The organism is Streptomyces sp. NPDC001599 (assembly GCF_042893535.1).
Taxonomy (GTDB): domain Bacteria; phylum Actinomycetota; class Actinomycetes; order Streptomycetales; family Streptomycetaceae; genus Streptomyces.
In genome coordinates this window covers 84,143-105,563 of the sequence record NZ_JBIAVA010000004.1, presented here as the reverse complement: position 1 = coordinate 105,563, position 21,421 = coordinate 84,143, and the positions used below count along the sequence as shown (strand labels likewise).

The window sequence follows — 21,421 nt, the reverse complement described above, 5'->3', positions numbered from 1 at the left end:
CCGGGAGGCCGGGCCCGGGAGGCCGGGCCCGGGGGCGGTCAGCCCGCCGCGCGGGCCGCCATCCGGGCCTTGCGCGCCGCCAGCTTCTCGTCGAACTTGGCGGCCTCGGCGTCAAGACCGCCCATGTACAGCCCCAGTTCCTCCTGGGCCGCCTGCCCGTCGGGACCGAGGCCGTCGATCTCCATGACCTTCAGGAAGCGCAGCACGGGCTGGATCACGTCGTCGTGGTGGATGCGCAGGTTGTAGACCTCGCCGATCGCCATCTGCGCGGCGGCCCGCTCGAAGCCGGGCATGCCGTGACCGGGCATCCGGAAGTTGACGACCACGTCCCGGACCGCCTGCATCGTCAGGTCGGGCGCCAGTTCGAAGGCCGCCTTCAGCAGGTTCCGGTAGAAGACCATGTGCAGGTTCTCGTCGGTCGCGATGCGGGCCAGCATGCGGTCGCAGACCGGGTCGCCGGACTGGTGGCCCGTGTTGCGGTGCGAGATGCGGGTGGCCAGTTCCTGGAAGGCCACGTACGCCACCGAGTGCAGCATCGAGTGCCGGTTGTCCGACTCGAAGCCCTCACTCATGTGGGCCATGCGGAACTGCTCCAGCTTGTCCGGGTCGACCGCGCGCGAGGCGAGCAGGTAGTCGCGCATCACGATGCCGTGCCGCCCCTCCTCTGCGGTCCAGCGGTGCACCCAGGTGCCCCAGGCGCCGTCGCGGCCGAAGAGGCTGGCGATCTCGTGGTGGTAGCTGGGGAGGTTGTCCTCCGTCAGGAGGTTCACCACGAGGGCGATCCGGCCGATCTCGGTGACCTTGGACTGCTCCTTCTCCCAGGCCTCGCCGTCCTCGAAGATCCCCGGGAAGTTCCGCGCCTCGGTCCACGGCACGTACTCGTGCGGCATCCAGTCCTTGGCGACCTTCAGGTGCCGGTTCAGCTCCTGCTCGACCACTTCCTCCAGCGCGTACAGCAGCCGGGCGTCGGTCCATTCTGCGGAAGTGCCGAGGTGAGGGGAGACGATCGTCACGAATAACTCCATGGGGACGTACGACAGTGCGGTGCGGCCGGCGAGCGGTGCCGGGAACCTACGGGATCGTAGGCTACGAAACCGTAGGTTACGAGAGCGTAGGTTAAACGCACTGTAAAGGTCGCTGATCAGCCACCTTCCGGCGGTACCCGACAGGGCCCCGAGACCCGCAGGTCCGGGGCCGGGCGCACGTCCTGCGCGCCGTGCTCAGTCGTACAGCTCCCGCAGCCTGACCGAGAGGCACGTCACACAGCCCTCCAGCTTCTCGAACTCCCCGATGTCGACGAGCACCGGCTCGTGACCGAGATCGGCGAGCAGCTCCGCCGTCTTCGGCGCGCTCGCCGCCATCAGCAGCCTGCTCCCGCCGAGCAGCACCACGTGCGCCCCCGACTCCTCCGGCACCGGCAGGAAACGGGGGAACAGCGAGGGCACGTCCGTCATCGGGATGTGTCCGATCACCGTCCCGTCCGGCAGCGCGGTGACCGCCGACTTCAGGTGCAGCACCTTGCTCACGGGCACGGCGACGACCCGGGCGCCCAGCGGCTCGAACGCCGCCCGCAGCTGCTGGACACCGGCCGCGTTGGTCCGGCCGCCGCGTCCCACGTAGATCGTGTCGCCGATCTTCAGGACGTCGCCGCCGTCCAGGGTGCCCGGCTCCCACACCCAGTTCACCGAGCAGCCGAGCCGGGCCACGGCCTCCTCGACACCGGCCGTCTCCGCGCGCCGCGACTCGGCGCCGGGCCGCGTGATCAGCGCGACGTTGCGGAACATGACGACGGCGTCCTCGACGAAGACCGAGTCCGGACAGTCGTCGGCCGGGTCCACCTCCAGCGTCTCCCAGCCGTGCGCTCCGAGGGCCTCGACGTAGGCGTCCCACTGTTCGAGGGCGAGGCCGTGATCGACCTTCTCCCGCTCGACGTGTGTCACCAGTCCTTCGGCGAGCCTGGGGCTGGGGCGGCGGACGAGGGCCTTCTTGCTGGGCACGCGGGGCCTTTCGTGTCGGCGCGGATCGGCGGGTGTCGACGTCGGCTGCCCGGCGCGTGAGGCGGCGCCGGTTCGCGCCATCATGCAGCGGGGACCTGCGCCTACGGAACCCCCGTCAGCCCCTCGTAGCCCTCCTGAGATGCTCGGCGGTGCTGGAACCGCCGGCCGCGAGCAGCTCCCGCGGGGTGCCCTCGAAGATCACCCGGCCTCCGTCCCGCCCGCCGTCCGGGCCGAGGTCGATCACCCGGTCGGCGTGCGCCACCACGTCCAGGTTGTGCTCGACGACCACGACCGTGTTGCCGGCGTCCACGAGCCGGTCCAGCAGGGCGAGCAGCCCCTCGACGTCCGACATGTGCAGACCCGTGGTCGGCTCGTCCAGGACGTAGACCGCGCCGGTGCGGTGCAGCCGGGTCGCCAGCTTGATCCGCTGCCGCTCGCCGCCGGAGAGCGTGGACAGCGGCTGCCCGAGGGTGAGGTAGGTGAGGCCGACGTCGCGCAGGGCGCGCAGCCTGCGGCGTACGCCGGTGTCGGCGAAGAAGCCCAGGGCCTGGTCGGCGGTCATCGCGAGCACGTCGGCGACGGACCGTCCGTCCACCGTCAGCCGCAGCACCTCCTCCCGGAAGCGCCGTCCCTCGCAGTCCTGGCAGGTGGTCGTCACCGGATCCATGAAGGCGAGGTCGGTGTGGATGGTCCCGCGCCCCTCGCAGGTGCCGCAGGCGCCCGCCGAGTTGAAGCTGAAGAAGCCCGGCTCGGCACCGGTCTCCCGCGCGAAGATCTTCCGCACCGTGTCCATGATCCCGAGGTACGTCGCCGGGGTGGAGCGGGCCGAGATGCCGATGGCCGACTGGTCGACGACCACGGCGTCCGGGTGAGCGGCGGTCAGCTCCGCGACCAGCGTGCTCTTGCCCGACCCGGCGACCCCGGTGACCGCGGTGAGCACCCCGGTCGGGAACGCCACGGTCACCTCCCGCAGATTGTGCCGCTCGGCGCCCTTGACCCACAGCTCACCGGTGGCCGTCCGCACGGTCTCCTTCACCGCCGTACGCCGCCCCAGGCACCGCCCGGTGAGCGTGTCCGACGCGGCCAGCCCGGCCGGGGTCCCCTCGAACACCACCCGGCCGCCGTCGGCACCGGCCCGCGGGCCCATGTCGACGACGTGGTCGGCCAGCGCGATGACGTCCGGGTCGTGCTCGACCACCAGCACGGTGTTGCCCTTGTCGCGCAGCCGCAGCAGCAGGTCGCCGAGGCGCCCGACGTCCCGCGGGTGCAGTCCGACGCTCGGCTCGTCGAAGATGTACGTCAGCCCGGTCAGGCTGGAGCCGAGGTGCCGCACGGTCTTCAGCCGCTGCCCCTCGCCGCCGGACAGGGTGGCGGTCTCCCGGTCCAGGCCGAGATAGCCGAGGCCGATCGCCTCCACCCGCTCCAGCGCGGCCACCGCGGCGCCGGCGACGGGCAGGGCCACCGGATCGTCGATCTCCCTCAGTACGGAGATCAGGTCGGTGATCTGCATCCGCGAGCAGTCGGCGATGGAGTGCCCGTCGATCCGGGTCGCGAGCGCGGCCGCGTTCAGCCGGGCGCCGCCGCAGTCGGGGCAGCGGGCCTCGACCAGGAAGCCGCGCACGAGGTCCCGGGTCCGCTCGCTCATGCCGGACAGGTCCCGCTTGAGGTACAGCCGTTCGAACCGGTCGGCGAGTCCCTCGTACTCGGTGCTCCACGTCCCGCCCGAGCCGCTGACGGTGACCTTGCTGCCGGGCCGCCCACGCATCAGGAAGGCGCGCTCGGCCGCCGTGAACTCGCCGACCGGCTTGCCGGTGTCCAGCTCCTCGGTGTTGGTGTAGGTCTGCCCCTGCCAGGTCCCGGCCGCGAACGGCGGGAAGCGGACCGCCCCGTCCGCCAGCGACCTGGCCGGGTCCAGGATCCGGTCCCAGTCGGGCTGCACCCTGCGGCCCAGGCCGTCGCAGCCGGGGCACATGCCCGACGGGTCGTTGAACGAGTACGCCGTCGCCCCTCCGGCGCTCGGGGTGCCGTGCCGGGAGAACAGCACCCGCAGCACCGAGTGGATGTCGGTCATCGTGCCGACCGTGGAGCGGGAGTGGCCGCCGACCGGCCGCTGGTCGACGACGATCGCGGGGGTGAGGCCCTCCAGGGCGTCCGCGTGCGGCCGCTCGTACTTGGGCAGCCGGTTGCGGACGAACCAGGTGTACGTCTCGTTCAGCTGGCGCCGCGACTCCACCGCGATGGTGTCGAACACGACCGACGACTTCCCCGACCCCGAAACGCCGGTGAACACGGTCAGCCGGCCCTTCGGGATGCGGAGCGTGACGTCCTGGAGGTTGTTCTCCCTGGCCCCGGTGATGCTGATGTACTCGCTCATCCAGCGGACGCTAGGCGGAATACCCGACAGCTTCCGGCGTGATTTCCCTCAGTTCTCCCTCCTCCAGCAGCAGCCAGCGCGTGATGCCGAGCGACTCCAGGAACGGCAGGTCGTGGCTGGCCACCAGCAGCGCACCCTCGTACGCCTCCAGCGCGCCGGTGAGCTGCCGCACGCTCGCCATGTCCAGGTTGTTGGTCGGTTCGTCCAGCATCAGCAGCTGCGGCGCGGGCTCGGCCAGCATCAGCGCCGCCAGCGCCGCCCGGAAGCGTTCGCCGCCGGACAGCGTGGCCGCCTGCTGGTCGGCGCGGGCGCCCCGGAACAGGAAGCGCGCCAGCCGGGCCCGGATCCGGTTGTCGGTGGCGCCCGGCGCGAACCGGGCCACGTTCTCCGCGACGCTCAGCGCGTCGTCCAGGACGTCCAGACGCTGCGGCAGGAACCGCAGCGGCACGTGCGCAGTCGCCTCGCCCGCCACCGGCGCCAGCTCCCCGGCGACGGTGCGCAGCAGCGTGGTCTTGCCCGCGCCGTTGCGCCCCACCAGCGCGACTCGTTCCGGACCGTGCAGATCGAGACCGCCCGCCACCCGGGCGCCGTACGCCAGCTCCAGCGCCCGCAGGGTCAGCACGGTCCGGCCCGGCGGTACGGCCGTGTACGGCAGGTCGACGCGGATCTCGTCGTCGTCCCGCACGGCCTCCACCGCGTCGTCGAGCCGCTCCTTCGCCCCGGCGAGCTTCTCCTCGTGCATGATGCGGTACTTGCCCGCGGACTGCTGGGCCGTCCGCGCCCGTAGCTTCATCACGGCACGGGGCTCGCGCTTGGTGTCGTACATCTTCTGTCCGTAGCGCCTGCGCCGGGCCAGGACGACCTGGGCGTCGGCCAGTTCGCGCTTCTGCCTGCGCAGGTCCGACTCGGCGACCCGCACCATCCGCTCGGCCGCCTCCTGCTCCACGGCGAGCGCCTCCTCGTACGCGGTGAGGTTGCCGCCGTACCAGGTGACCGAGCCGGCCCGCAGGTCGGCGATCTGGTCGACCCGTTCCAGCAGCTCGCGGTCGTGGCTGACCACGACCATCACCCCCGGCCAGGACTCGACGGCCGCGTACAGCCGTCTGCGGGCGTACACGTCGAGGTTGTTGGTGGGCTCGTCCAGGAGCAGGACGTCGGGCCGGCGCAGCAGCAGCGCGGCCAGCCGCAGCAGCACCGACTCGCCGCCGGACACCTCGCCGACGGTGCGGTCCAGGCCGATGTGGCCCAGGCCCAGCTCGCCGAGCGTGGCCAGCGCGCGTTCCTCGACGTCCCAGTCGTCGCCGACGGTCTCGAAGTGCTCCTCGCTCACGTCACCCGCCTCGATGGCGTGCAGCGCGGCCCGCCGGCCGTCGATGCCGAGCGCCTCGTCCACCCGCAGCGCGGTGTCGAGCGTGACGTTCTGCGGCAGGTAACCCACCTCGCCGGTCACCCGGACGGTGCCGTCGGCCGGGGTGAGCCGCCCGGCGATCAGTTTCAACAGGGTGGATTTCCCGGCGCCGTTGAGGCCGACGAGGCCGGTCCTGCCGGGGCCGAAGGCGACGTCGAGTCCGTCGAAGACGGCCGTGCCGTCGGGCCAGGCGAAGGACAGGGACGTACAGGTGAGAGAAGTGGGGGAAGTAGACATACGGGTCTCCGCGGTTGCTCGAAGCGGTCAGGGGCAAACGCGTATCGAGACACCGGAAGCGGGCGGCCGCCGTCGGACGAGGGAGGGCAGGAAGGAAGCCCTGCTCCGTCAGGAGGCTGGGACGGCTCGAACGCCGAGGTCGCACGCTGCGTACACACGTGAGATACGTGTGACGCGGTGTCTCAGGACCTCAGACGAGCAACGTCCTTCTCCAATCGGCGGCAACAGAAGCGGTATCGAACCTAAAGAAGACCCGGTTGGCCTGTCAACGCATTTACGCGGACCCCGAGGAGGCCCCCGTGCCCAACGGCTCGCTCTCACTGCCGGCCCGGCTCTGCCTGCTGGCCTGGGACCCCGAGCGGTCCTCGGCGGCCGAGACCGCCCGCGTCCACCACGTGGTGCGCGCCGGTGCGCTCACCGAACTGGCCCAACGCGGTCTGCTCACCGACGACGAGGGCATCGCCACCCCCGCCGACCTGGACTCCCGCACCGGGGACGCCGTCCTCGACGGGCTCCTCGAACTCGTCCGCGAGTCGCTGCCGCACCGGTGGCGCACCTGGGTGCGGCTGCACGCCCGGGTCACCTTCGACGCCGTGCGGGAGCAGCTGGTGGCCGAGGGGTACCTGCGGGCCGAGAAGAAGCGCGTGCTCGGCGTGTTCCCGTCCGTGGAGTACGTGCTCGCGCGGGCCGCCGCGGCGCGGGCGCTGCGGGAGGAGGCGCGGCACCTGCTTCAGGGGCCGCTGCCGGCCGGGGAGGTCTCCGAGCGGGACGCGGCCCTGGCCGCGCTGGCGGCCGCCGCCGGACTGGGCGCGCCCGGGGGCACGGCGGGCGGGGCCCGCGGCCGGGACCGGATCGCGGAACTGACCCGGCGGTGCGCGAGCGCGGCCCCCGGCATGCGGAAGATCGTGGGCGAGGTGTGGGACGCGGTGAGCGACGAGACGGCCCGGGCACCGGTGTCCGCGCGCGGCTGAGCGCCGTCCGGCGCCGCGGGAGCGGGGAGGGGGTCACCAGCTCCCGCGCATCAGCTCCGCCAGGTCGTGGTCCAGGTCCAGCTGGAGGTGCTCGAGACCCACCGGCACCAGCTCGCCGGCGGCCTGAAGGAACCGGCGCAGCTCGCCCGAGCGGACATGGATCACGGCGGTGCCCTCGGGCGCGTGGAACTCCAGGACGGTGCGGTCGTACCCGTACGGGCGCACCCGGACGTCGCCGTGGCCGTTCGGCTCCTGCATCCCGGCGATGAGCAGCTCGCGGGAGAAGGTCCAGCAGACCTCCACGCCCTCGAGGGTGGCCGGGGCCGGGAAGGTCATGCGGACGGCGAACGGGTCGGCGCGGTCGTAGTGCAGGGTGGCGGGGATGTTCGGCATGCGCGGCGCGGCGGCGACGAGGCGCGCCTCGACGGGCTGATCGATGACGGTGGACAACGCCTTGCTCCCTCGTGACGGCTGGACGGGCTTCGCGGGTGGTGCGGGCCGGGCACTGGAAGAGACGTCGGAATCAGCCCATCCGTGCACACGACGAGCGAGTGACCTCTGTCACCGCGTTCATGCCCGGGAGCTCCCAGGAGTGACACGCCTCTCCTCCCGTGCCCCGAAGGGCACTTGCGGCACGCCCGCACCAGGCGCGCGAGCGGTCGCGGCCCTCTGGACGGCGCGCGGGCCGTGGGCTAGCTTCGCCCGCCATGAGGCGCTTGGGAAGCACGCGACGCACGGTACGGCCCGTTCGAGCCGGCGGCAGGCGTACGGGGCGGGTGGTGCTCGCCGGGGCGGTCTGCGCGGCGGCGCTGGCCGCGCTGACCGCCGTACCCGCCCAGGCGCACCAGCGGCCGCGGTGGGACGTGAAGGACACCGGTGTCGTTGACGTCCGGTTCCGGGGGCTCGCCGCCGTCAGCCGGCACACCGCCTGGGTGGCCGGTACCGGGGGGACGGTCCTGCGCACCGCCGACGGCGGCGACACCTGGCGCGACGTCTCCCCGCCGGGCGCCGGTGAGCTGGAGTTCCGGGACATCGAGGCCTTCGACGGCCGCCGGGCCGTGGTCCTGGCCATCGGCGAGGGCGAGGCGTCCCGCCTCTACCGCACCGACGACGGCGGGGCGACCTGGACCGAGTCCTTCCGCAACACCGACGCCCGGGCCTTCTACGACTGCCTGACCTTCTTCGACCGCCGCCACGGCCTCGCCATGAGCGACCCGGTGGACGGGAAGTTCCGCATCCTGTCGACCGGCGACGGCGGCCGCACCTGGAAGGTGCTGCCCGACGCGGGCATGCCGCCCGCGCAGGAGGGCGAGGCCGGGTTCGCGGCGAGCGGCCAGTGCCTGGTCTCCGCGGGGCCGCGGGACGTGTGGCTGGCCACCGGCGGGGCCGCACGCGCGCGCGTGCTGCACTCCGCCGACCGCGGGCGCACCTGGACCGCCACCGACGCCCCGATCCCGGCCGGCGACCCGGCCCGCGGCGTGTTCGCCCTCGCCTTCCGCGACCGCGCCCACGGCCTCGCCGTCGGCGGCGACTACCGCCCCGAGCAGGCCTCCCCGCGGGCCGCCGCCCGGACCTCCGACGCCGGCCGCACCTGGCGGCCCGCCGACCGGCCCCCGCCCGCCTACCGCTCCGGCGTCGCCTGGCTCCCGCACAGCCGCTCCGCCGCCCTCGCCGTCGGCCCCACCGGCACCGACCTCACCACGGACGGCGGCCACACCTGGCGCACGGTCGACACCGGGTCCTACGACACCGTGGACTGCACCCCGGACCTGGGCTGTTGGGCCGCGGGCGAGCAGGGCAGGGTCGCCCGGCTGGAGCGCTGACACGGGCGGACCGGGGTGTTTGTCCGTAACGTGGGTAACCGTTCGCTGAACGTGAGAGGAAGTGAGCGGACATGCCGAGCGGTTCGAGCCCCAAACGGGAGCGGCAGTACGAGCACATCAGGAAGAGCGCGAAGGACCGCGGCGAGAGCACCGGCCGCGCCAAGGAGATCGCGGCGCGGACGGTGAACAAGGAGCGGGCGCAGTCCGGCGAGTCCAAGACCGCCAGCCGCACCTCGACGCAGGACAAGTCGCCGAGCAAGCGCGGCGGCCAGCGGTCCGGTAACCGGCAGGGACCCCAGGGCCCCACCTACGACCAGCTGTACCAGGAGGCCAAGCGCCGTGACGTGCACGGCCGTTCGAACATGAACAAGGGCGAGCTGCGCCAGGCACTGGGCAAGTGAGCCGCGCCGCTACCCGAGTGTCTCCCGGTAGCGCTCCAGTGCGGGCGCCGTCTTCGTGGCGACGAACTCGGTGACGCGGTAGGCGCACACACCGCCTTTGACGAAGGGGTCGCCCGCGGTGATCTCCTCGATCCGCGCACGGTCCTCCGCGACGGCGAGGATCACCCCGCCCTCGCGGGGTTCCTTGCGCCCGGACGCCAGGAACACGCCCTGCTCGTACAGTCCGTCGAGCCAGGCCACGTGGTCGGGCAGCAGGGCGTCGACGGCTTCGAGCGGGGCGGTGTAGGACAGCTCCAGTACGAACATGATCGCGAGCCTACTCCGGGGCTCCCGTAGGCTTGCGGCCACCATGACGACCGTGAGCGTGCAGATCCCCGCCGGCTGGCCCACGACCGAGGAACGGGCCCGGGCGGTCCAGGACGAGCTGCGCGCCCGCGTGGTGCTCGACGAGCCCGGCCCGCCGCCCGGCACCGGCCGGGTGACCGGCGTGGACGTCGCCTACGACGACGAACGCGACGTCGTCGCGGCGGCGGCCGTCGTACTGGACGCCGGGACCCTTGCCGTCGTCGCCGAGGCCACGGCCGTCGGCCGGATCTCCTTCCCCTACGTGCCCGGCCTGCTCGCCTTCCGCGAGATCCCGACCGTGCTCGCCGCCCTGGACGCGCTGCCCTGCCCGCCCGGCCTGGTCGTGTGCGACGGGTACGGCCTGGCCCACCCGCGCCGCTTCGGTCTCGCGAGCCACCTGGGCGTCCTCACCGGCCTGCCCACCATCGGCGTGGCCAAGAACCCGTTCACCTTCACCCACGACGACCCCGACACCCCGCGCGGCAGCACGTCCCCGCTGCTCGCCGGTGCCGAGGAGGTCGGGCGTGCGGTGCGCACCCGGGACGGCGTGAAGCCGGTCTTCGTCTCCGTCGGGCACCGGGTGGACCTCGGCAACGCCTGCGCCCACACCCTGGCCCTGACGCCCGCCTACCGGCTGCCGGAGACCACCCGCAGGGCCGACGCCCTGTGCCGCGCGGCCCTGCGGGACGCCGCCTACCCGGCCTGATCCTCGACGCTCCAGCGGCCCACCTCCCGGTACGCCGAGTCGTAGATCCCGGAACCGTCGCCGGGCCGCAGTGCGTAGTGCTTCAGGTTGCCGCCCCAGTACCGCAGGATCCGCTGCAACTCGCCCGCGGGGTCCTCGGCGAGCGCGCCCTCGTCCATGGTGACTTCGAGAAGGAACTTCATGCCTTCAAGGGTTTCATTGAACTCCTTTTTGGTACTTCGCCGCGCACGGTGCCCGGTGGCAGGCAGAGCGGTGCCGTGAAAGTCTCAAATCGGCGGATCCGGGCGCCCAGAGGGGTCTGAGGGATCTGAGTATCCGTACGGATGTGCCACCGCCCGCGGCCCCGGCAGGGTGGAGGGCATGACGACACACCGCGCACCCAAGTACTCGGCCCGGTCCGGCCGCCCCGTCGAGCGGTCGGTGGTCGCGGGCCTGGTGCTGGCGGTGGTCGCGGGTCTGGCCTGGATCGGCGGGATGATCTACACGATCGCCGGGTGGTCCGGGTAGGCCCCGCCGCCGGAGCGCCGCACGGCTCCCGGGGGCGGGCCGGTCAGCGGGTCGCGGCCACCCGGAAGCCGATGCCCGCCGCCCGCAGCCGCTCGGTCAGCGCGTCGCCCATCGCCACGGCCGTGGTGACCTGCCCGGCCGTCGGCGGCAGGGCGTCGAGGGCGAGGCAGAGCGCCGCCTCGGCGAACATCTTGGCGGTCTCGTCGTACCCGGGGTCGCCGCCCGCGACCTCGGTGAACACCTTCCGGCCGCCGCCCTCGCCCACGAAGCGGACCGAGAACCAGCTCTTCGCCCGAAGCTCGGCGCTCGGTCCCTCGCCCGGCGCGAGCCTCCCCGACAGCCGGCGCCGTACGGGCGGTACCTGGGCCGCCGCCATCAGCGCGCCCACGGCCGCCACCCCGCCCACCGCGACGGGCAGCCGCCGTGCGGCCGCGTAGTGGCGGTAGCGGAAGTCCGGGCCGTAGCGGTCCAGGGCCTTCGCGGACCGGCGCACGATCTGCGCGTCCACGGTCGGCAGCGGCAGCGCCCACGCCCCCACCTCCCCGGCGAACCGCGGCGCCCCGACCGGCGTCGCCACGCGGCGGCCGACCAGGCGCGGCTCGTGCCGCCGGCGTTCCAGCGCCGCGGCCCGCAGTTCGCGACCGCGCGCGAACTGGCCCAGCGCGGAGGCGAACGTACCGCCCGAGAACGTGGCGCCGACCCGTACGAAGCCGTCCACGGTCAGCGGCACGCCCTCCGGCAGCTGCCGCACGGTGAAGTACACGCCGAGGTCGTGCGGGACCGAGTCGAAACCGCAGGCGTGCACCAGGCGGGCGCCGGTCTCCCGCGCGCGGGCGTCGTGGCGGACGTAGGCCAGGTCCACGAACTCGGGCTCCCCGGTGAGGTCGAGGTAGTCCGTGCCGGCGTCCGCGCAGGCGGCGACCAGCGCGTCGCCGTAACGGACGTAGGGGCCGACCGTCGTGGCCACCACGCGCGCGTGCCCGGCGAGTTCGCGCAGCGAGTCCGGATCGGACGCGTCCGCGAGCAGCACGCCGACGTCCGCCGCGGTGTCCGCCGCACCGGTCAGCCGCCCGCGCAGGCGGCGCAGTCGCTCCTCGTCGCGGCCCGCGATCGCCCAGCGCAGCCCGTCCGGCGCGTGTGCGGCGAGGTACTCCGCGGTCAGTTCGCCGACGAACCCCGTCGCTCCGAACAGCACGACGTCGTACGGCCGGTCCGCCGCGTTCAGCCTGTTCATGACATCCCTCCGTCACCCGTCGGCAACCCCTGGGTCCGCAGCACGCGCCGTTGCCGGTGGCTGAGGCTAGCGTGAGGATCGCGCGGCCCGGAGAGGAGCCTGCACCATAATTGGCTAAGCGCTTGCTCGTCCGGGTCTTGTGCCCAGTGGAACACGTTCTTAGCATCACTGGTGTTACATCGGTTGTGTCACAGAGCTGGGGGCTGGATGTCGGAAGCGAAGACGCCGACGCGGACGCCGGGCGCCGACGGCCCGCTCGCCGGTGTGCGCGTGGTCGAGCTGGCCGGTATCGGTCCCGGACCTTTCGCCGCCATGCTCCTGGCCGACCTGGGGGCCGACGTCGTGCGTGTCGACCGTCCCGGCGGGCCCGGCCTCGGGATCGACCCCGCCCACGACGTCACCAACCGCAACAAGCGCTCCGTGGTCGTCGACCTCAAGGCACCGGACGGCCCGGCCCGCGTCCTCGACCTCGCCGAACGCGCCGACGTCCTGATCGAGGGCTACCGCCCCGGCGTCGCCGAACGGCTCGGCGTCGGCCCCGGGGACTGCCACGCCCGCAACCCGCGCCTCGTCTACGGCCGCATGACCGGCTGGGGCCAGGAAGGCCCGCTCGCCCTGCGCGCCGGACACGACATCGGGTACATCGCGCTCACCGGCGCCCTCGGCATGACCGGCGCCCCCGACGAGCCCCCGGCGGCCCCCGCCAACCTCCTCGGCGACTACGCGGGCGGCTCCCTCTACCTGGTCGTCGGCATCCTCGCCGCCCTGCACCACGCGCGGGAGAACGGCACCGGGCAGGTCGTGGACGCCGCCATCGTCGACGGCACCGCCCACCTCTCCGCGATGATCCACGGCATGCTGGCCGCCGGCGCCTGGCAGGACCGGCGCGGCGCCAACCTCCTCGACGGCGGATGCCCCTTCTACGGCACCTACGAGACCGCCGACGGCCGGTACATGGCGGTCGGAGCCCTGGAGCCGCGGTTCTACGCCGAGTTCATGCGGCTGCTCGGCATCCCCGAGCTGGCACCGGCCCGCGACGACATGGCCCGCTGGCCCGAGCTGCGCGAGGCCGTCGCCGCCCGCTTCAAGTCCCGTACGCGCGACGAGTGGACGGCCGCCTTCGCCGGCTCCGACGCCTGTACGGCCCCCGTCCTGTCGCTGCGCGAGGCCCCGCACCACCCGCACCTCGCCGCCCGCTCCACCTTCACCGACCACGACGGCATCACCCAGCCCGCACCCGCGCCCCGCTTCTCCGCGACCCCCACCGCCGTACGCACCGGACCCGCCCTGCCCGGCGCGGACACCGATGCCGTGGTCCGCGACTGGGCGCTGCCCCCCGGCTGGGCTCCGGCCGCCCTCCCGAACCCCGCAGTGCACAACCCTCAGTGAAAGGCCTGCCAGTGAGCACCGAAGCGTACGTGTACGACGCGATCCGCACCCCGCGCGGACGCGGCAAGGCGAACGGCGCCCTGCACGGCACGAAGCCCGTCGACCTGGTCGTCGGCCTCATCCACGAGATCCGCGCCCGTTTCCCCGGCCTCGATCCGGCCGCCGTGGACGACATCGTGCTCGGTGTCGTCGGCCCGGTCGGCGACCAGGGCTCCGACATCGCCCGCATCGCGGCCATCGCCGCCGGGCTGCCGGACACGGTGGCCGGAGTGCAGGAGAACCGCTTCTGTGCCTCGGGCCTGGAGGCCGTCAACATGGCCGCCATGAAGGTGCGCTCCGGCTGGGAGGACCTGGTCCTCGCGGGTGGCGTCGAGTCCATGTCCCGCGTCCCGATGGCCTCGGACGGCGGCGCCTGGTTCAACGACCCGATGACCAACCTCGCCACCAACTTCGTCCCGCAGGGCATCGGCGCCGACCTGATCGCGACCATCGAGGGCTTCTCGCGCCGCGACGTGGACGAGTACGCGGCGCTCTCCCAGGAGCGCGCGGCCGCCGCCTGGAAGGAGGGGCGCTTCGAGCGCTCCGTCGTGCCGGTGAAGGACCGGGCCGGTCTCACCGTCCTCGACCACGACGAGCACCCGCGCCCCGGCACCACCGCCGACTCCCTCGCGGGGCTGAAGCCGTCCTTCGCCGACATCGGCGAGCTGGGCGGGTTCGACGCGGTGGCGCTGCAGAAGTACCACTGGGTGGAGAAGATCGACCACGTCCACCACGCGGGCAACTCCTCCGGCATCGTCGACGGCGCCTCCCTGGTCGCCATCGGCTCCAAGGAGGTCGGCGACCGCCACGGCCTCACCCCGCGCGCCCGGATCGTCTCCGCCGCCGTCTCCGGCTCCGAGCCCACCATCATGCTCACCGGCCCCGCACCGGCCACCCGCAAGGCGCTCGCCAAGGCGGGGCTGACCATCGACGACATCGACCTGGTCGAGATCAACGAGGCGTTCGCGGCGGTCGTCCTGCGCTTCGTGAAGGACATGGGCCTGTCGCTGGACAAGGTCAACGTCAACGGCGGCGCGATCGCGCTCGGCCACCCGCTGGGCGCCACCGGCGCGATGATCCTCGGCACCCTCGTCGACGAACTCGAGCGCCAGGACAAGCGCTACGGCCTCGCCACCCTGTGCGTGGGCGGCGGCATGGGCATCGCCACGATCGTCGAGCGCATCTGACCCCCCTCCCGACGGCCACGACGGCCACGACGGCCACGACGGCCACGACGGCCACGACGGATCACCTGGAGCACATCCTCATGAGCACCGAGCCCACCACCATCCGCTGGGAGCAGGACGACACCGGTGTCGTCACCCTCGTCCTCGACGACCCCGATCAGTCCGCGAACACCATGAACCAGGCGTTCCGCGACTCCCTGGCGGCGATCACCGACCGCCTGGAGGCCGAGAAGGACTCCGTCCGCGGCGTCATCGTCACCTCCGCCAAGAAGACCTTCTTCGCGGGCGGCGACCTGCGCGACCTCATCCGGGTCACCCCGGAGACCGCCCAGGACCTCTTCGACGGCGGCATGGCCATCAAGCGGAACCTGCGCCGCATCGAGACCCTCGGCAAGCCCGTCGTCGCCGCCATGAACGGCGCCGCGCTCGGCGGCGGCTACGAGATCGCGCTGGCATGCCACCACCGCGTCGCCCTCGACGCGCCCGGCTCCAAGATCGGCTGCCCCGAGGTCACCCTCGGCCTGCTCCCCGGGGGCGGCGGCGTCGTCCGCACCGTCCGGATGCTCGGCATCACCGACGCCCTGCTGAAGGTCCTCCTCCAGGGCACCCAGTACAACCCGCGCCGTGCTCAGGAGAACGGCCTGGTCGACGAGGTCGCCGACAGCCGCGAGGACATGCTCGCCAAGGCCCGCGCCTTCATCGACGCCCACCCGGAGTCCGCCCAGCCCTGGGACAAGCCCGGCTACCGCATCCCCGGCGGCACCCCGGCCCACCCCAAGTTCGCGGCCAACCTGCCCGCCTTCCCGGCCAACCTGCGCAAGCAGACGAACGGCGCCCCCTACCCGGCGCCGCGCAACATCATGGCCGCCGCGGTCGAGGGCTCCCAGGTCGACTTCGAGACCGCCCAGGTCATCGAGGCCCGCTACTTCGTCGAGCTGGCCGCCGGACAGACCTCGAAGAACATGATCCAGGCGTTCTTCTTCGATCTTCAGGCGGTCAACTCGGGCGCGAACCGTCCGCAGGGCGTCGGGTCCCGGAAGGTCAGCAAGGTCGCCGTGCTGGGTGCGGGGATGATGGGTGCCGGGATCGCCTACTCGTGCGCCCGCGCGGGCATCGAGGTCGTGCTCAAGGACGTCTCCCTGGAGTCTGCCGTCAAGGGGAAGGCGTACTCGGAGAAGCTGTGTGCGAAGGCCGTCGCGAAGGGCCGTACCAGTCAGGAGAAGGCGGACGCGCTGCTGGCCCGGATCACGCCCACCGCCGAGGCGGCCGACCTGGCGGGCTGTGACGCGGTGATCGAGGCGGTCTTCGAGGACACCTCGCTCAAGCACAAGGTGTTCCAGGAGATCGAGCACGTCGTCGCTCCGGATGCCCTGCTGTGTTCCAACACCTCGACGCTGCCGATCACGGCGCTGGCCGAGGGCGTCGAGCGGCAGGGCGACTTCATCGGGCTGCACTTCTTCTCGCCGGTGGACAGGATGCCGCTGGTGGAGATCATCAAGGGGGAGCGGACGGGGGAGGAGGCGCTGGCCCGCGCCTTCGACCTGGTCCGGCAGATCAGCAAGACGCCGATCGTGGTCAACGACTCGCGCGGCTTCTTCACCTCCCGGGTCATCGGTCACTTCATCAACGAGGGCGTCGCGATGGTCGGCGAGGGCATCGAGCCCGCCTCCGTCGAGCAGGCGGCGGCCCAGGCCGGTTACCCGGCCAAGGTGCTGTCCCTGATGGACGAACTGACCCTCACCCTCCCCCGCAAGATCCGCGAGGAGACGAAGCGGGCGGTGGAGGAGGCGGGCGGTACCTGGAGCGTGCATCCCGCGGAGGAGGTCGTCGACCGCATGGTCGACGAGTTCGGCCGCCCGGGACGTTCCGGCGGTGCCGGGTTCTACGAGTACGGGGACGACGGGAAGCGCGCCGGGCTGTGGCCGGGGCTGCGCGAGCACTTCACGAAGCCGGGGTATGAGATCCCGTTCGCGGACATGCAGGAGCGGATGCTCTTCTCGGAGGCGCTGGACACCGTCCGGCTCCTGGAGGAGGGCGTGCTGACGTCGGTGGCCGACGCCAACATCGGGTCGATCTTCGGCATCGGCTTCCCCGGCTGGACCGGCGGCGTCCTGCAGTACGTCAACGGCTACGAGGGCGGCCTGCCGGGCTTCGTCGCCCGCGCCCGCGAACTGGCCGACCGCTACGGCGAGCGCTTCACCCCGCCCGCCCTCCTGGTGGAGAAGGCGGACAAGGGGGAGGTCTTCACGGACGGCCGCTGAGCCGCCGGATCATTCACCGGCCTCCTTGTCGAGCCACTCCCGCAGCTCCTCGCGCAGCGACCGCTGGAAGGTGGTCAGCAGCGCCTGCACCACCAGCGGGTGCATGTGGGCGGACAGCGACCGCACCTCCGGCGCCTCCCGTTCGGCGACGGCGTCGCGCAGCAGCCGCGACAGGTCGCGCGCGGCGGCGCGGGAGTGCTCCAGGAGGGCGGTGCGGGCGGCGAGGACCGTCTCGGGGGAGAAGGGCACGTCGAGCAGCTCGACGCCGAGCCGGAGCAGCCCGGTGTCCACCCGGTAGGCGTCGCCGTCGGGCACCACGACGTCCATCGCCCCCAGCCGGTCCACCTCGTCGTCGGTGAGCGGCCGCCCCGCCCGCCTGCCCAGCTCCTCGCGGGTGACCCGCTCCACCGTCTCCGGCGCCCAGGAGGCCACCACCGCGCGGTGGAGCGCCAGGTCGTGGGGGCTCAGGTCGTCCGGCAGCCGTTTGAGATACCGCTCGATGGCGGCCAGCGTCATGCCCTGGTGCTGCAACTCCTCGATCAGCGCCAGTCGCGCCAGGTGCTCCCGGCCGTAGTGCCCCACCCGGCGGGGACCGAGCACCGGCGGCGGCAGCAGTCCTCTGGTGCCGTAGAAGCGGACAGTGCGCACCGTGACGCCGGCCCGCGCGGCCAGCTCGTCGATCGTGAGGGTCGGCTCCGCGGTGTCGGTCGTCTTCATGTGCAGCAGTATCGCTGTCTCACCAGTGCTGTGAAACCTCTCGCGCCCCTGTCGCACACCTCTTGCCCGACCTGTGCGGGCCATCGGCGGATCTTGTGAGAAGTCACGCTGTGTGACATGAACCACCGCATGCCCACGCAGCGTCGTGGGAAGGTGCCGTCTTGGTCTGTGCCGCGTCATTGGGTGGTGCGGGCCCGAGACACACGTACGGACGACTCGGGCGCACCCCGCCCGAGCGCACCAGAGAGTGGAACCACCCGTGAGCAAGGACGCCGTCGACACGGCACAGGTCGCCGCCCATCCCCAGGCGACCGGGACCATCCCCGCGGACGCGGGCGACGCCGGTTACAGCAAGGACCTCAAGGCCCGCCACGTCAACATGATCGCCATCGGCGGCGCGATCGGCACCGGCCTCTTCCTCGGCGCCGGCGGACGCCTGCGCGACGCCGGACCGGCGCTCGCCATCGCCTACCTCGTCGCCGGCGTCTTCGCCTTCTTCGTCGTCAAGGCACTCGGTGAGCTGGTGCTCTACCGGCCCTCCTCCGGATCCTTCGTGTCGTACGCGCGCGAGTTCCTCGGTGAGAAGGGCGCCTACGTCGCCGGCTGGATGTACTTCCTGAACTGGTCCACGACCGGTATCGCCGACATCACCGCGATCGCGCTGTACACGCACTACTGGAGCATGTTCACGACCATCCCCCAATGGGTGCTCGCGCTGATCGCCCTCGCGGTGGTCCTGGCCGTGAACCTCATCTCGGTGAAGATCTTCGGCGAGATGGAGTTCTGGTTCGCGATCGTCAAGGTCGCCACCCTCGTCGGCTTCATGCTGATCGGCATCTTCCTGCTCGCCACCCAGCACGAGGTGAGCGGGCAGACCCCGGGCATGGGCATGATCACCGACCACGGCGGCATCCTTCCGCACGGTGTGATGCCGGTGGTCCTCGTCATGCAGGGCGTGATCTTCTCCTACGCGGCCCTGGAGCTGGTCGGCGTCGCCGCCGGTGAGACCGCCGAGCCGCACAGGATCGTTCCCCGCGCGGTGAACTCGATCATGTGGCGGGTGGCCCTGTTCTACGTCGGCTCGGTCGTGCTCCTGGCCCTGCTGCTGCCGAGTTCGCTCTACTCGGGCGACGAGAGCCCCTTCGTCACGGTGCTGTCGGGGATCGGTGTGCCGGCCGCCGGTGACGTGATGAACCTCGTCGTCCTCACCGCCGCGATGTCGTCGCTGAACTCCGGTCTGTACTCCACCGGCCGCATCCTGCGTTCCATGGCGATGGCGGGCTCCGCGCCCAGGTTCACCGGCGTGATGAGCCGCAGCCAGGTTCCCTACGGCGGCATCCTGCTGACCTGCGCGGTCTGCGTCCTCGGTGTCGGGCTGAACTACCTAGTGCCGAACAAGGCCTTCGAGATCGTGCTGAACGTCGCCTCCCTGGGCATCATCAGCACGTGGGTGATCATCATGATCTGCCACCTGGTGTTCGTCCGCCGGGCGCGTGCGGGCCTGGTCGAGCGGCCGGGCTTCCGGCTGCCCGGCAGCCCCGTCACGGAGATCGTCACGATCGCCTTCCTGCTGGCGGTCATCGGCCTGATGTGGAACGACGAGGAGGTCGGCCGCAAGACCGTGCTGCTGGTGCCCGTGATCGCGGTGATGCTGGTGGCCGGCTGGTTCGGCGTCCGGCGCCGGGTGGCGCAGCAGGCCGAGCGGGAGCTGTCGAGGCCGAGGGAGTAGCGGCCCGGGGCCACTGTCAGTGGCACCCCCTACGGTGGCGTCATGTCGGAGATCAGCTATGTCCGGGGTGATGCCACCGCGCCGTCGGTCAAGGGCGTCAAGATGATCGCCCACGTCTGCAACGACCTCGGCGGCTGGGGCAAGGGCTTCGTCCTGGCCCTCTCCCGCCGGTGGCCCGGGCCGGAGGCGTCCTACCGCGCCTGGCACCGCGACCGCGCGGCCAACGACTTCGGCCTCGGCGCGGTCCAGTTCGTCCAGGTCGAGCCGTACGTGTGGGTGGCCAACATGATCGGCCAGCACGGCATGAGAACCGGCGGCAAGGGCGTCCCCGTGCGCTACGAGGCCATCGGCACCGCGCTCGGCCGCGTCGCCGACAGGGCGGCCGAGCTGGACGCGTCCGTGCACATGCCCCGCATAGGCTGCGGCCTGGCCGGCGGAAAGTGGTCCCGCGTGGAGCCGCTCGTATCCGACCGCCTCGCCCGGCGCGGCATCCCCGTGACCGTCTACGACCACGGGGACGCCGCCTAGGCCGTCCGCGGCTCAGTGCTCGTGCACGCCGTTCGTCGCGGCGATCTTCCGCCAGGAACGGGGCTGCACGGGCGCGGCGGGGGCCTTCGCGAGGGACCGGGCGCCCGCCGCCGGGGCGTCCGGCTTCGACGGCTGGAACAGCCACGTGTCGAACAGCGCCGCCAGCGGCTTGCCCGACACCTCCTCGGCGTACCGCTGGAAGTCGGCGACGGACGCGTTGCCGTGGGCGTACTTCGCGGGCCAGCCCTTCAGGACGGTGAAGAAGGCGTCGTCCCCGATCTCGTTGCGCAGCACCTGCACGGCCAGCGCGCCCCGGTCGTAGACGGCGCCGTCGAACTGGTTCTCCGGACCCGGGTCACCGGGCTTCACCGTCCAGAACGCGTCGTCGGCAGGGTGCGAGGCGTACGTGTAGTCGGCCAGTTCCTGCGCCGTGCCCTCGCCCTCGTGCTCGGACCACAGCCACTGGGCGTACCGTGCGAAGCCCTCGTTGATCCAGATGTCCTTCCAGCCGCGCACCGAGACCAGGTCGCCGTACCACTGGTGGGCCAGCTCGTGCACGACGACGGACACGTTCGACCCGTTCGCGAACTGCCGCGGGCTGTAGAACGGCCGGGTCTGCGTCTCCAGCGCGTACCCGGTGGTGGTGTTCGGCACGTAGCCGCCGAGCGCGTCGAACGGATACGGCCCGAAGTACTCGCTCAGCCAGTCCGCGACCTCCCCGGTCCGCTCCACGCTGGCCCGCGCCGCGCCGTCGTTCGCGCCCAGGTCCCTGCTGTAGGCGTTGACGACCGGGATGCCGCCCTCCGTGGTGCCGGTGGTGAGGTCGAACCTCCCCACCGCCAGCGTGGCGAGGTAGGTGGCCTGCGGCTGGTCCGAGCGCCAGTTCCAGCGCGTCCAGCCGAGCCGTGAACTCGTCGACTGGAGGGTGCCGTTGGAGATGGCCTGGGTGCCGTCCGGCACCTGCACCGACACGTCGTAGGTGGCCTTGTCCAACGGGTGGTCGTTGCTGGGGAACCACCAGGCCGCGGCCTCGGGCTCGTTCGCGGCGATGCCGCCGTCCGGGGTGCGGTGCCAGCTGGTGAAGCCGAACGCCTGCTTCGAGGACGGCACACCGCTGTAGCGGACGACGACGGTGAGGGGCGTGCCCTTGTCCAGCGGCTTCCTCGGGGTGATCTCCAGCTCCTGCTCGCCCGAGGTCGTGAACGAGGCCTTGGCGCCGTTCACCCGCACCTCGCCGACGTCCAGCAGGAAGTCCAGGTTGAACCGCGACAGGTCCGCGGTGGTGCGGGCCAGGATCGTCGCCGTCCCCTCCAGCCGGTCCGTGGCCGGCTGGTACTTCAGGCGCAGGTCGTAGTGCGAGACGTCGTATCCGCCGTTGCCGTAGGCCGGGTAGTAGGGGTCGCCGATGCCCGGAGCGCCGGGGGAGTGGGCCGCCGCCGACGCCGGGATCGCCAGCATGAGCAGGGCGGCGCCCAGTGCGCCCGGCACGATGAATCTGCGGTGCACGAAAGCTCCAAGTCGTAGGGACACGAGATCCGTTCGGAATCCGTTCGGAGCCTATTCAGCCC

General features: G+C 72.3%; 20 protein-coding genes. 10 read left to right on the top strand and 10 right to left on the bottom strand.

The genetic code is table 11. From position 1 onward, the window contains the following. Positions 1 to 38: 38 nt before the first annotated feature. The 4 genes from ACFYZ3_RS13300 to ACFYZ3_RS13285 form a co-directional block, all read right to left on the bottom strand. Positions 39 to 1,013, bottom strand: a complete 975-nt coding sequence (locus tag ACFYZ3_RS13300) for an acyl-ACP desaturase (protein ID WP_388516142.1) — start codon at positions 1,011 to 1,013, stop codon at positions 39 to 41. 207 nt (positions 1,014 to 1,220) lie between these two features. Then, entirely contained in the window at positions 1,221 to 1,997 is a 777-nt protein-coding gene (ddaH, locus tag ACFYZ3_RS13295; protein WP_388516140.1) for a dimethylargininase, read from the bottom strand. 115 nt (positions 1,998 to 2,112) lie between these two features. Next, positions 2,113 to 4,371: an ATP-binding cassette domain-containing protein gene (locus ACFYZ3_RS13290; protein WP_388516139.1), complete on the bottom strand. Its 2,259-nt coding sequence runs from the start codon at positions 4,369 to 4,371 to the stop codon at positions 2,113 to 2,115. Positions 4,372 to 4,381: 10 nt separating this feature from the next. Continuing rightward, positions 4,382 to 6,016, bottom strand: coding sequence for an ABC-F family ATP-binding cassette domain-containing protein (locus ACFYZ3_RS13285; protein ID WP_388516137.1), 1,635 nt, complete (start codon positions 6,014 to 6,016; stop codon positions 4,382 to 4,384). Positions 6,017 to 6,315: 299 nt separating this feature from the next. On the opposite strand from ACFYZ3_RS13285, the gene ACFYZ3_RS13280 reads away from it, so the two are divergent. Next, positions 6,316 to 6,987 carry a GPP34 family phosphoprotein gene (locus ACFYZ3_RS13280; protein ID WP_388516135.1) on the top strand — a complete coding sequence of 224 codons (672 nt, stop codon included), beginning with the start codon at positions 6,316 to 6,318 and terminating at the stop codon, positions 6,985 to 6,987. Positions 6,988 to 7,020: 33 nt separating this feature from the next. On the opposite strand, the gene ACFYZ3_RS13275 is transcribed toward ACFYZ3_RS13280, so the two are convergent. Then, positions 7,021 to 7,437, bottom strand: a complete 417-nt coding sequence (locus tag ACFYZ3_RS13275) for an SsgA family sporulation/cell division regulator (RefSeq protein ID WP_388516134.1) — start codon at positions 7,435 to 7,437, stop codon at positions 7,021 to 7,023. Between the two features lie 326 nt (positions 7,438 to 7,763). Here ACFYZ3_RS13275 and ACFYZ3_RS13270 point away from each other — a divergent pair, with 326 nt between their 5' ends. Together ACFYZ3_RS13270 and ACFYZ3_RS13265 are read left to right on the top strand one after the other, a co-directional pair. Continuing rightward, a complete protein-coding gene (locus tag ACFYZ3_RS13270) occupies positions 7,764 to 8,810 on the top strand; it encodes a WD40/YVTN/BNR-like repeat-containing protein (RefSeq protein ID WP_388516845.1) in 1,047 nt (348 codons plus the stop codon). A 71-nt stretch (positions 8,811 to 8,881) separates the two neighbouring features. Continuing rightward, the gene (locus ACFYZ3_RS13265; protein WP_388516132.1) at positions 8,882 to 9,211 is read left to right on the top strand and encodes a plasmid stabilization protein; all 330 of its coding nucleotides are present in this window, start codon (positions 8,882 to 8,884) and stop codon (positions 9,209 to 9,211) included. Between the two features lie 9 nt (positions 9,212 to 9,220). On the opposite strand, the gene ACFYZ3_RS13260 is transcribed toward ACFYZ3_RS13265, so the two are convergent. Continuing rightward, positions 9,221 to 9,517 (bottom strand): YciI family protein, encoded by a 297-nt coding sequence (locus ACFYZ3_RS13260; protein WP_388516130.1) that lies wholly within the window; start codon positions 9,515 to 9,517, stop codon positions 9,221 to 9,223. Positions 9,518 to 9,560: 43 nt separating this feature from the next. Here ACFYZ3_RS13260 and ACFYZ3_RS13255 point away from each other — a divergent pair, with 43 nt between their 5' ends. Continuing rightward, positions 9,561 to 10,262, top strand: coding sequence for an endonuclease V (locus tag ACFYZ3_RS13255; protein ID WP_361004764.1), 702 nt, complete (start codon positions 9,561 to 9,563; stop codon positions 10,260 to 10,262). Here ACFYZ3_RS13255 and ACFYZ3_RS13250 read toward each other — a convergent pair. Then, positions 10,250 to 10,444: a hypothetical protein gene (locus tag ACFYZ3_RS13250; RefSeq protein ID WP_361004761.1), complete on the bottom strand. Its 195-nt coding sequence runs from the start codon at positions 10,442 to 10,444 to the stop codon at positions 10,250 to 10,252. The genes ACFYZ3_RS13255 and ACFYZ3_RS13250 overlap by 13 nt on opposite strands. Before the next feature lie 178 nt (positions 10,445 to 10,622). Between ACFYZ3_RS13250 and mmpA the strand changes: the two genes are divergently transcribed. Continuing rightward, positions 10,623 to 10,769, top strand: a complete 147-nt coding sequence (mmpA, locus tag ACFYZ3_RS13245; RefSeq protein ID WP_361004758.1) for a morphogenic membrane protein MmpA — start codon at positions 10,623 to 10,625, stop codon at positions 10,767 to 10,769. 43 nt (positions 10,770 to 10,812) lie between these two features. Here the strand turns inward: mmpA and ACFYZ3_RS13240 are convergent, their stop codons facing one another. Then, the gene (locus ACFYZ3_RS13240; RefSeq protein WP_388516127.1) at positions 10,813 to 12,003 is read right to left on the bottom strand and encodes a saccharopine dehydrogenase family protein; all 1,191 of its coding nucleotides are present in this window, start codon (positions 12,001 to 12,003) and stop codon (positions 10,813 to 10,815) included. A gap of 207 nt (positions 12,004 to 12,210) precedes the next feature. Between ACFYZ3_RS13240 and ACFYZ3_RS13235 the strand changes: the two genes are divergently transcribed. The 3 genes from ACFYZ3_RS13235 to ACFYZ3_RS13225 all read left to right on the top strand — a co-directional run bounded on the left by ACFYZ3_RS13235 (position 12,211) and on the right by ACFYZ3_RS13225 (position 16,879). Continuing rightward, positions 12,211 to 13,392 carry a CaiB/BaiF CoA transferase family protein gene (locus tag ACFYZ3_RS13235; protein WP_388516125.1) on the top strand — a complete coding sequence of 394 codons (1,182 nt, stop codon included), beginning with the start codon at positions 12,211 to 12,213 and terminating at the stop codon, positions 13,390 to 13,392. An 11-nt stretch (positions 13,393 to 13,403) separates the two neighbouring features. Beyond that, positions 13,404 to 14,618, top strand: a complete 1,215-nt coding sequence (locus tag ACFYZ3_RS13230) for an acetyl-CoA C-acetyltransferase (protein ID WP_388516123.1) — start codon at positions 13,404 to 13,406, stop codon at positions 14,616 to 14,618. 80 nt (positions 14,619 to 14,698) lie between these two features. Then, positions 14,699 to 16,879: a 3-hydroxyacyl-CoA dehydrogenase NAD-binding domain-containing protein gene (locus tag ACFYZ3_RS13225; RefSeq protein ID WP_388516122.1), complete on the top strand. Its 2,181-nt coding sequence runs from the start codon at positions 14,699 to 14,701 to the stop codon at positions 16,877 to 16,879. Positions 16,880 to 16,888: 9 nt separating this feature from the next. On the opposite strand, the gene ACFYZ3_RS13220 is transcribed toward ACFYZ3_RS13225, so the two are convergent. Continuing rightward, complete coding sequence (locus ACFYZ3_RS13220) at positions 16,889 to 17,596, bottom strand: MerR family transcriptional regulator (protein ID WP_388516120.1); 708 nt, start codon at positions 17,594 to 17,596, stop codon at positions 16,889 to 16,891. Positions 17,597 to 17,855: 259 nt separating this feature from the next. On the opposite strand from ACFYZ3_RS13220, the gene ACFYZ3_RS13215 reads away from it, so the two are divergent. Together ACFYZ3_RS13215 and ACFYZ3_RS13210 are read left to right on the top strand one after the other, a co-directional pair. Beyond that, on the top strand, positions 17,856 to 19,325 hold the full coding sequence (locus tag ACFYZ3_RS13215; RefSeq protein WP_388516118.1) for an amino acid permease: 1,470 nt from the start codon (positions 17,856 to 17,858) through the stop codon (positions 19,323 to 19,325). Between the two features lie 42 nt (positions 19,326 to 19,367). Next, positions 19,368 to 19,853, top strand: coding sequence for a macro domain-containing protein (locus ACFYZ3_RS13210; RefSeq protein WP_388516116.1), 486 nt, complete (start codon positions 19,368 to 19,370; stop codon positions 19,851 to 19,853). 12 nt (positions 19,854 to 19,865) lie between these two features. On the opposite strand, the gene ACFYZ3_RS13205 is transcribed toward ACFYZ3_RS13210, so the two are convergent. Then, positions 19,866 to 21,359: a M1 family metallopeptidase gene (locus ACFYZ3_RS13205; protein WP_388516114.1), complete on the bottom strand. Its 1,494-nt coding sequence runs from the start codon at positions 21,357 to 21,359 to the stop codon at positions 19,866 to 19,868. Positions 21,360 to 21,421: the final 62 nt, after the last annotated feature.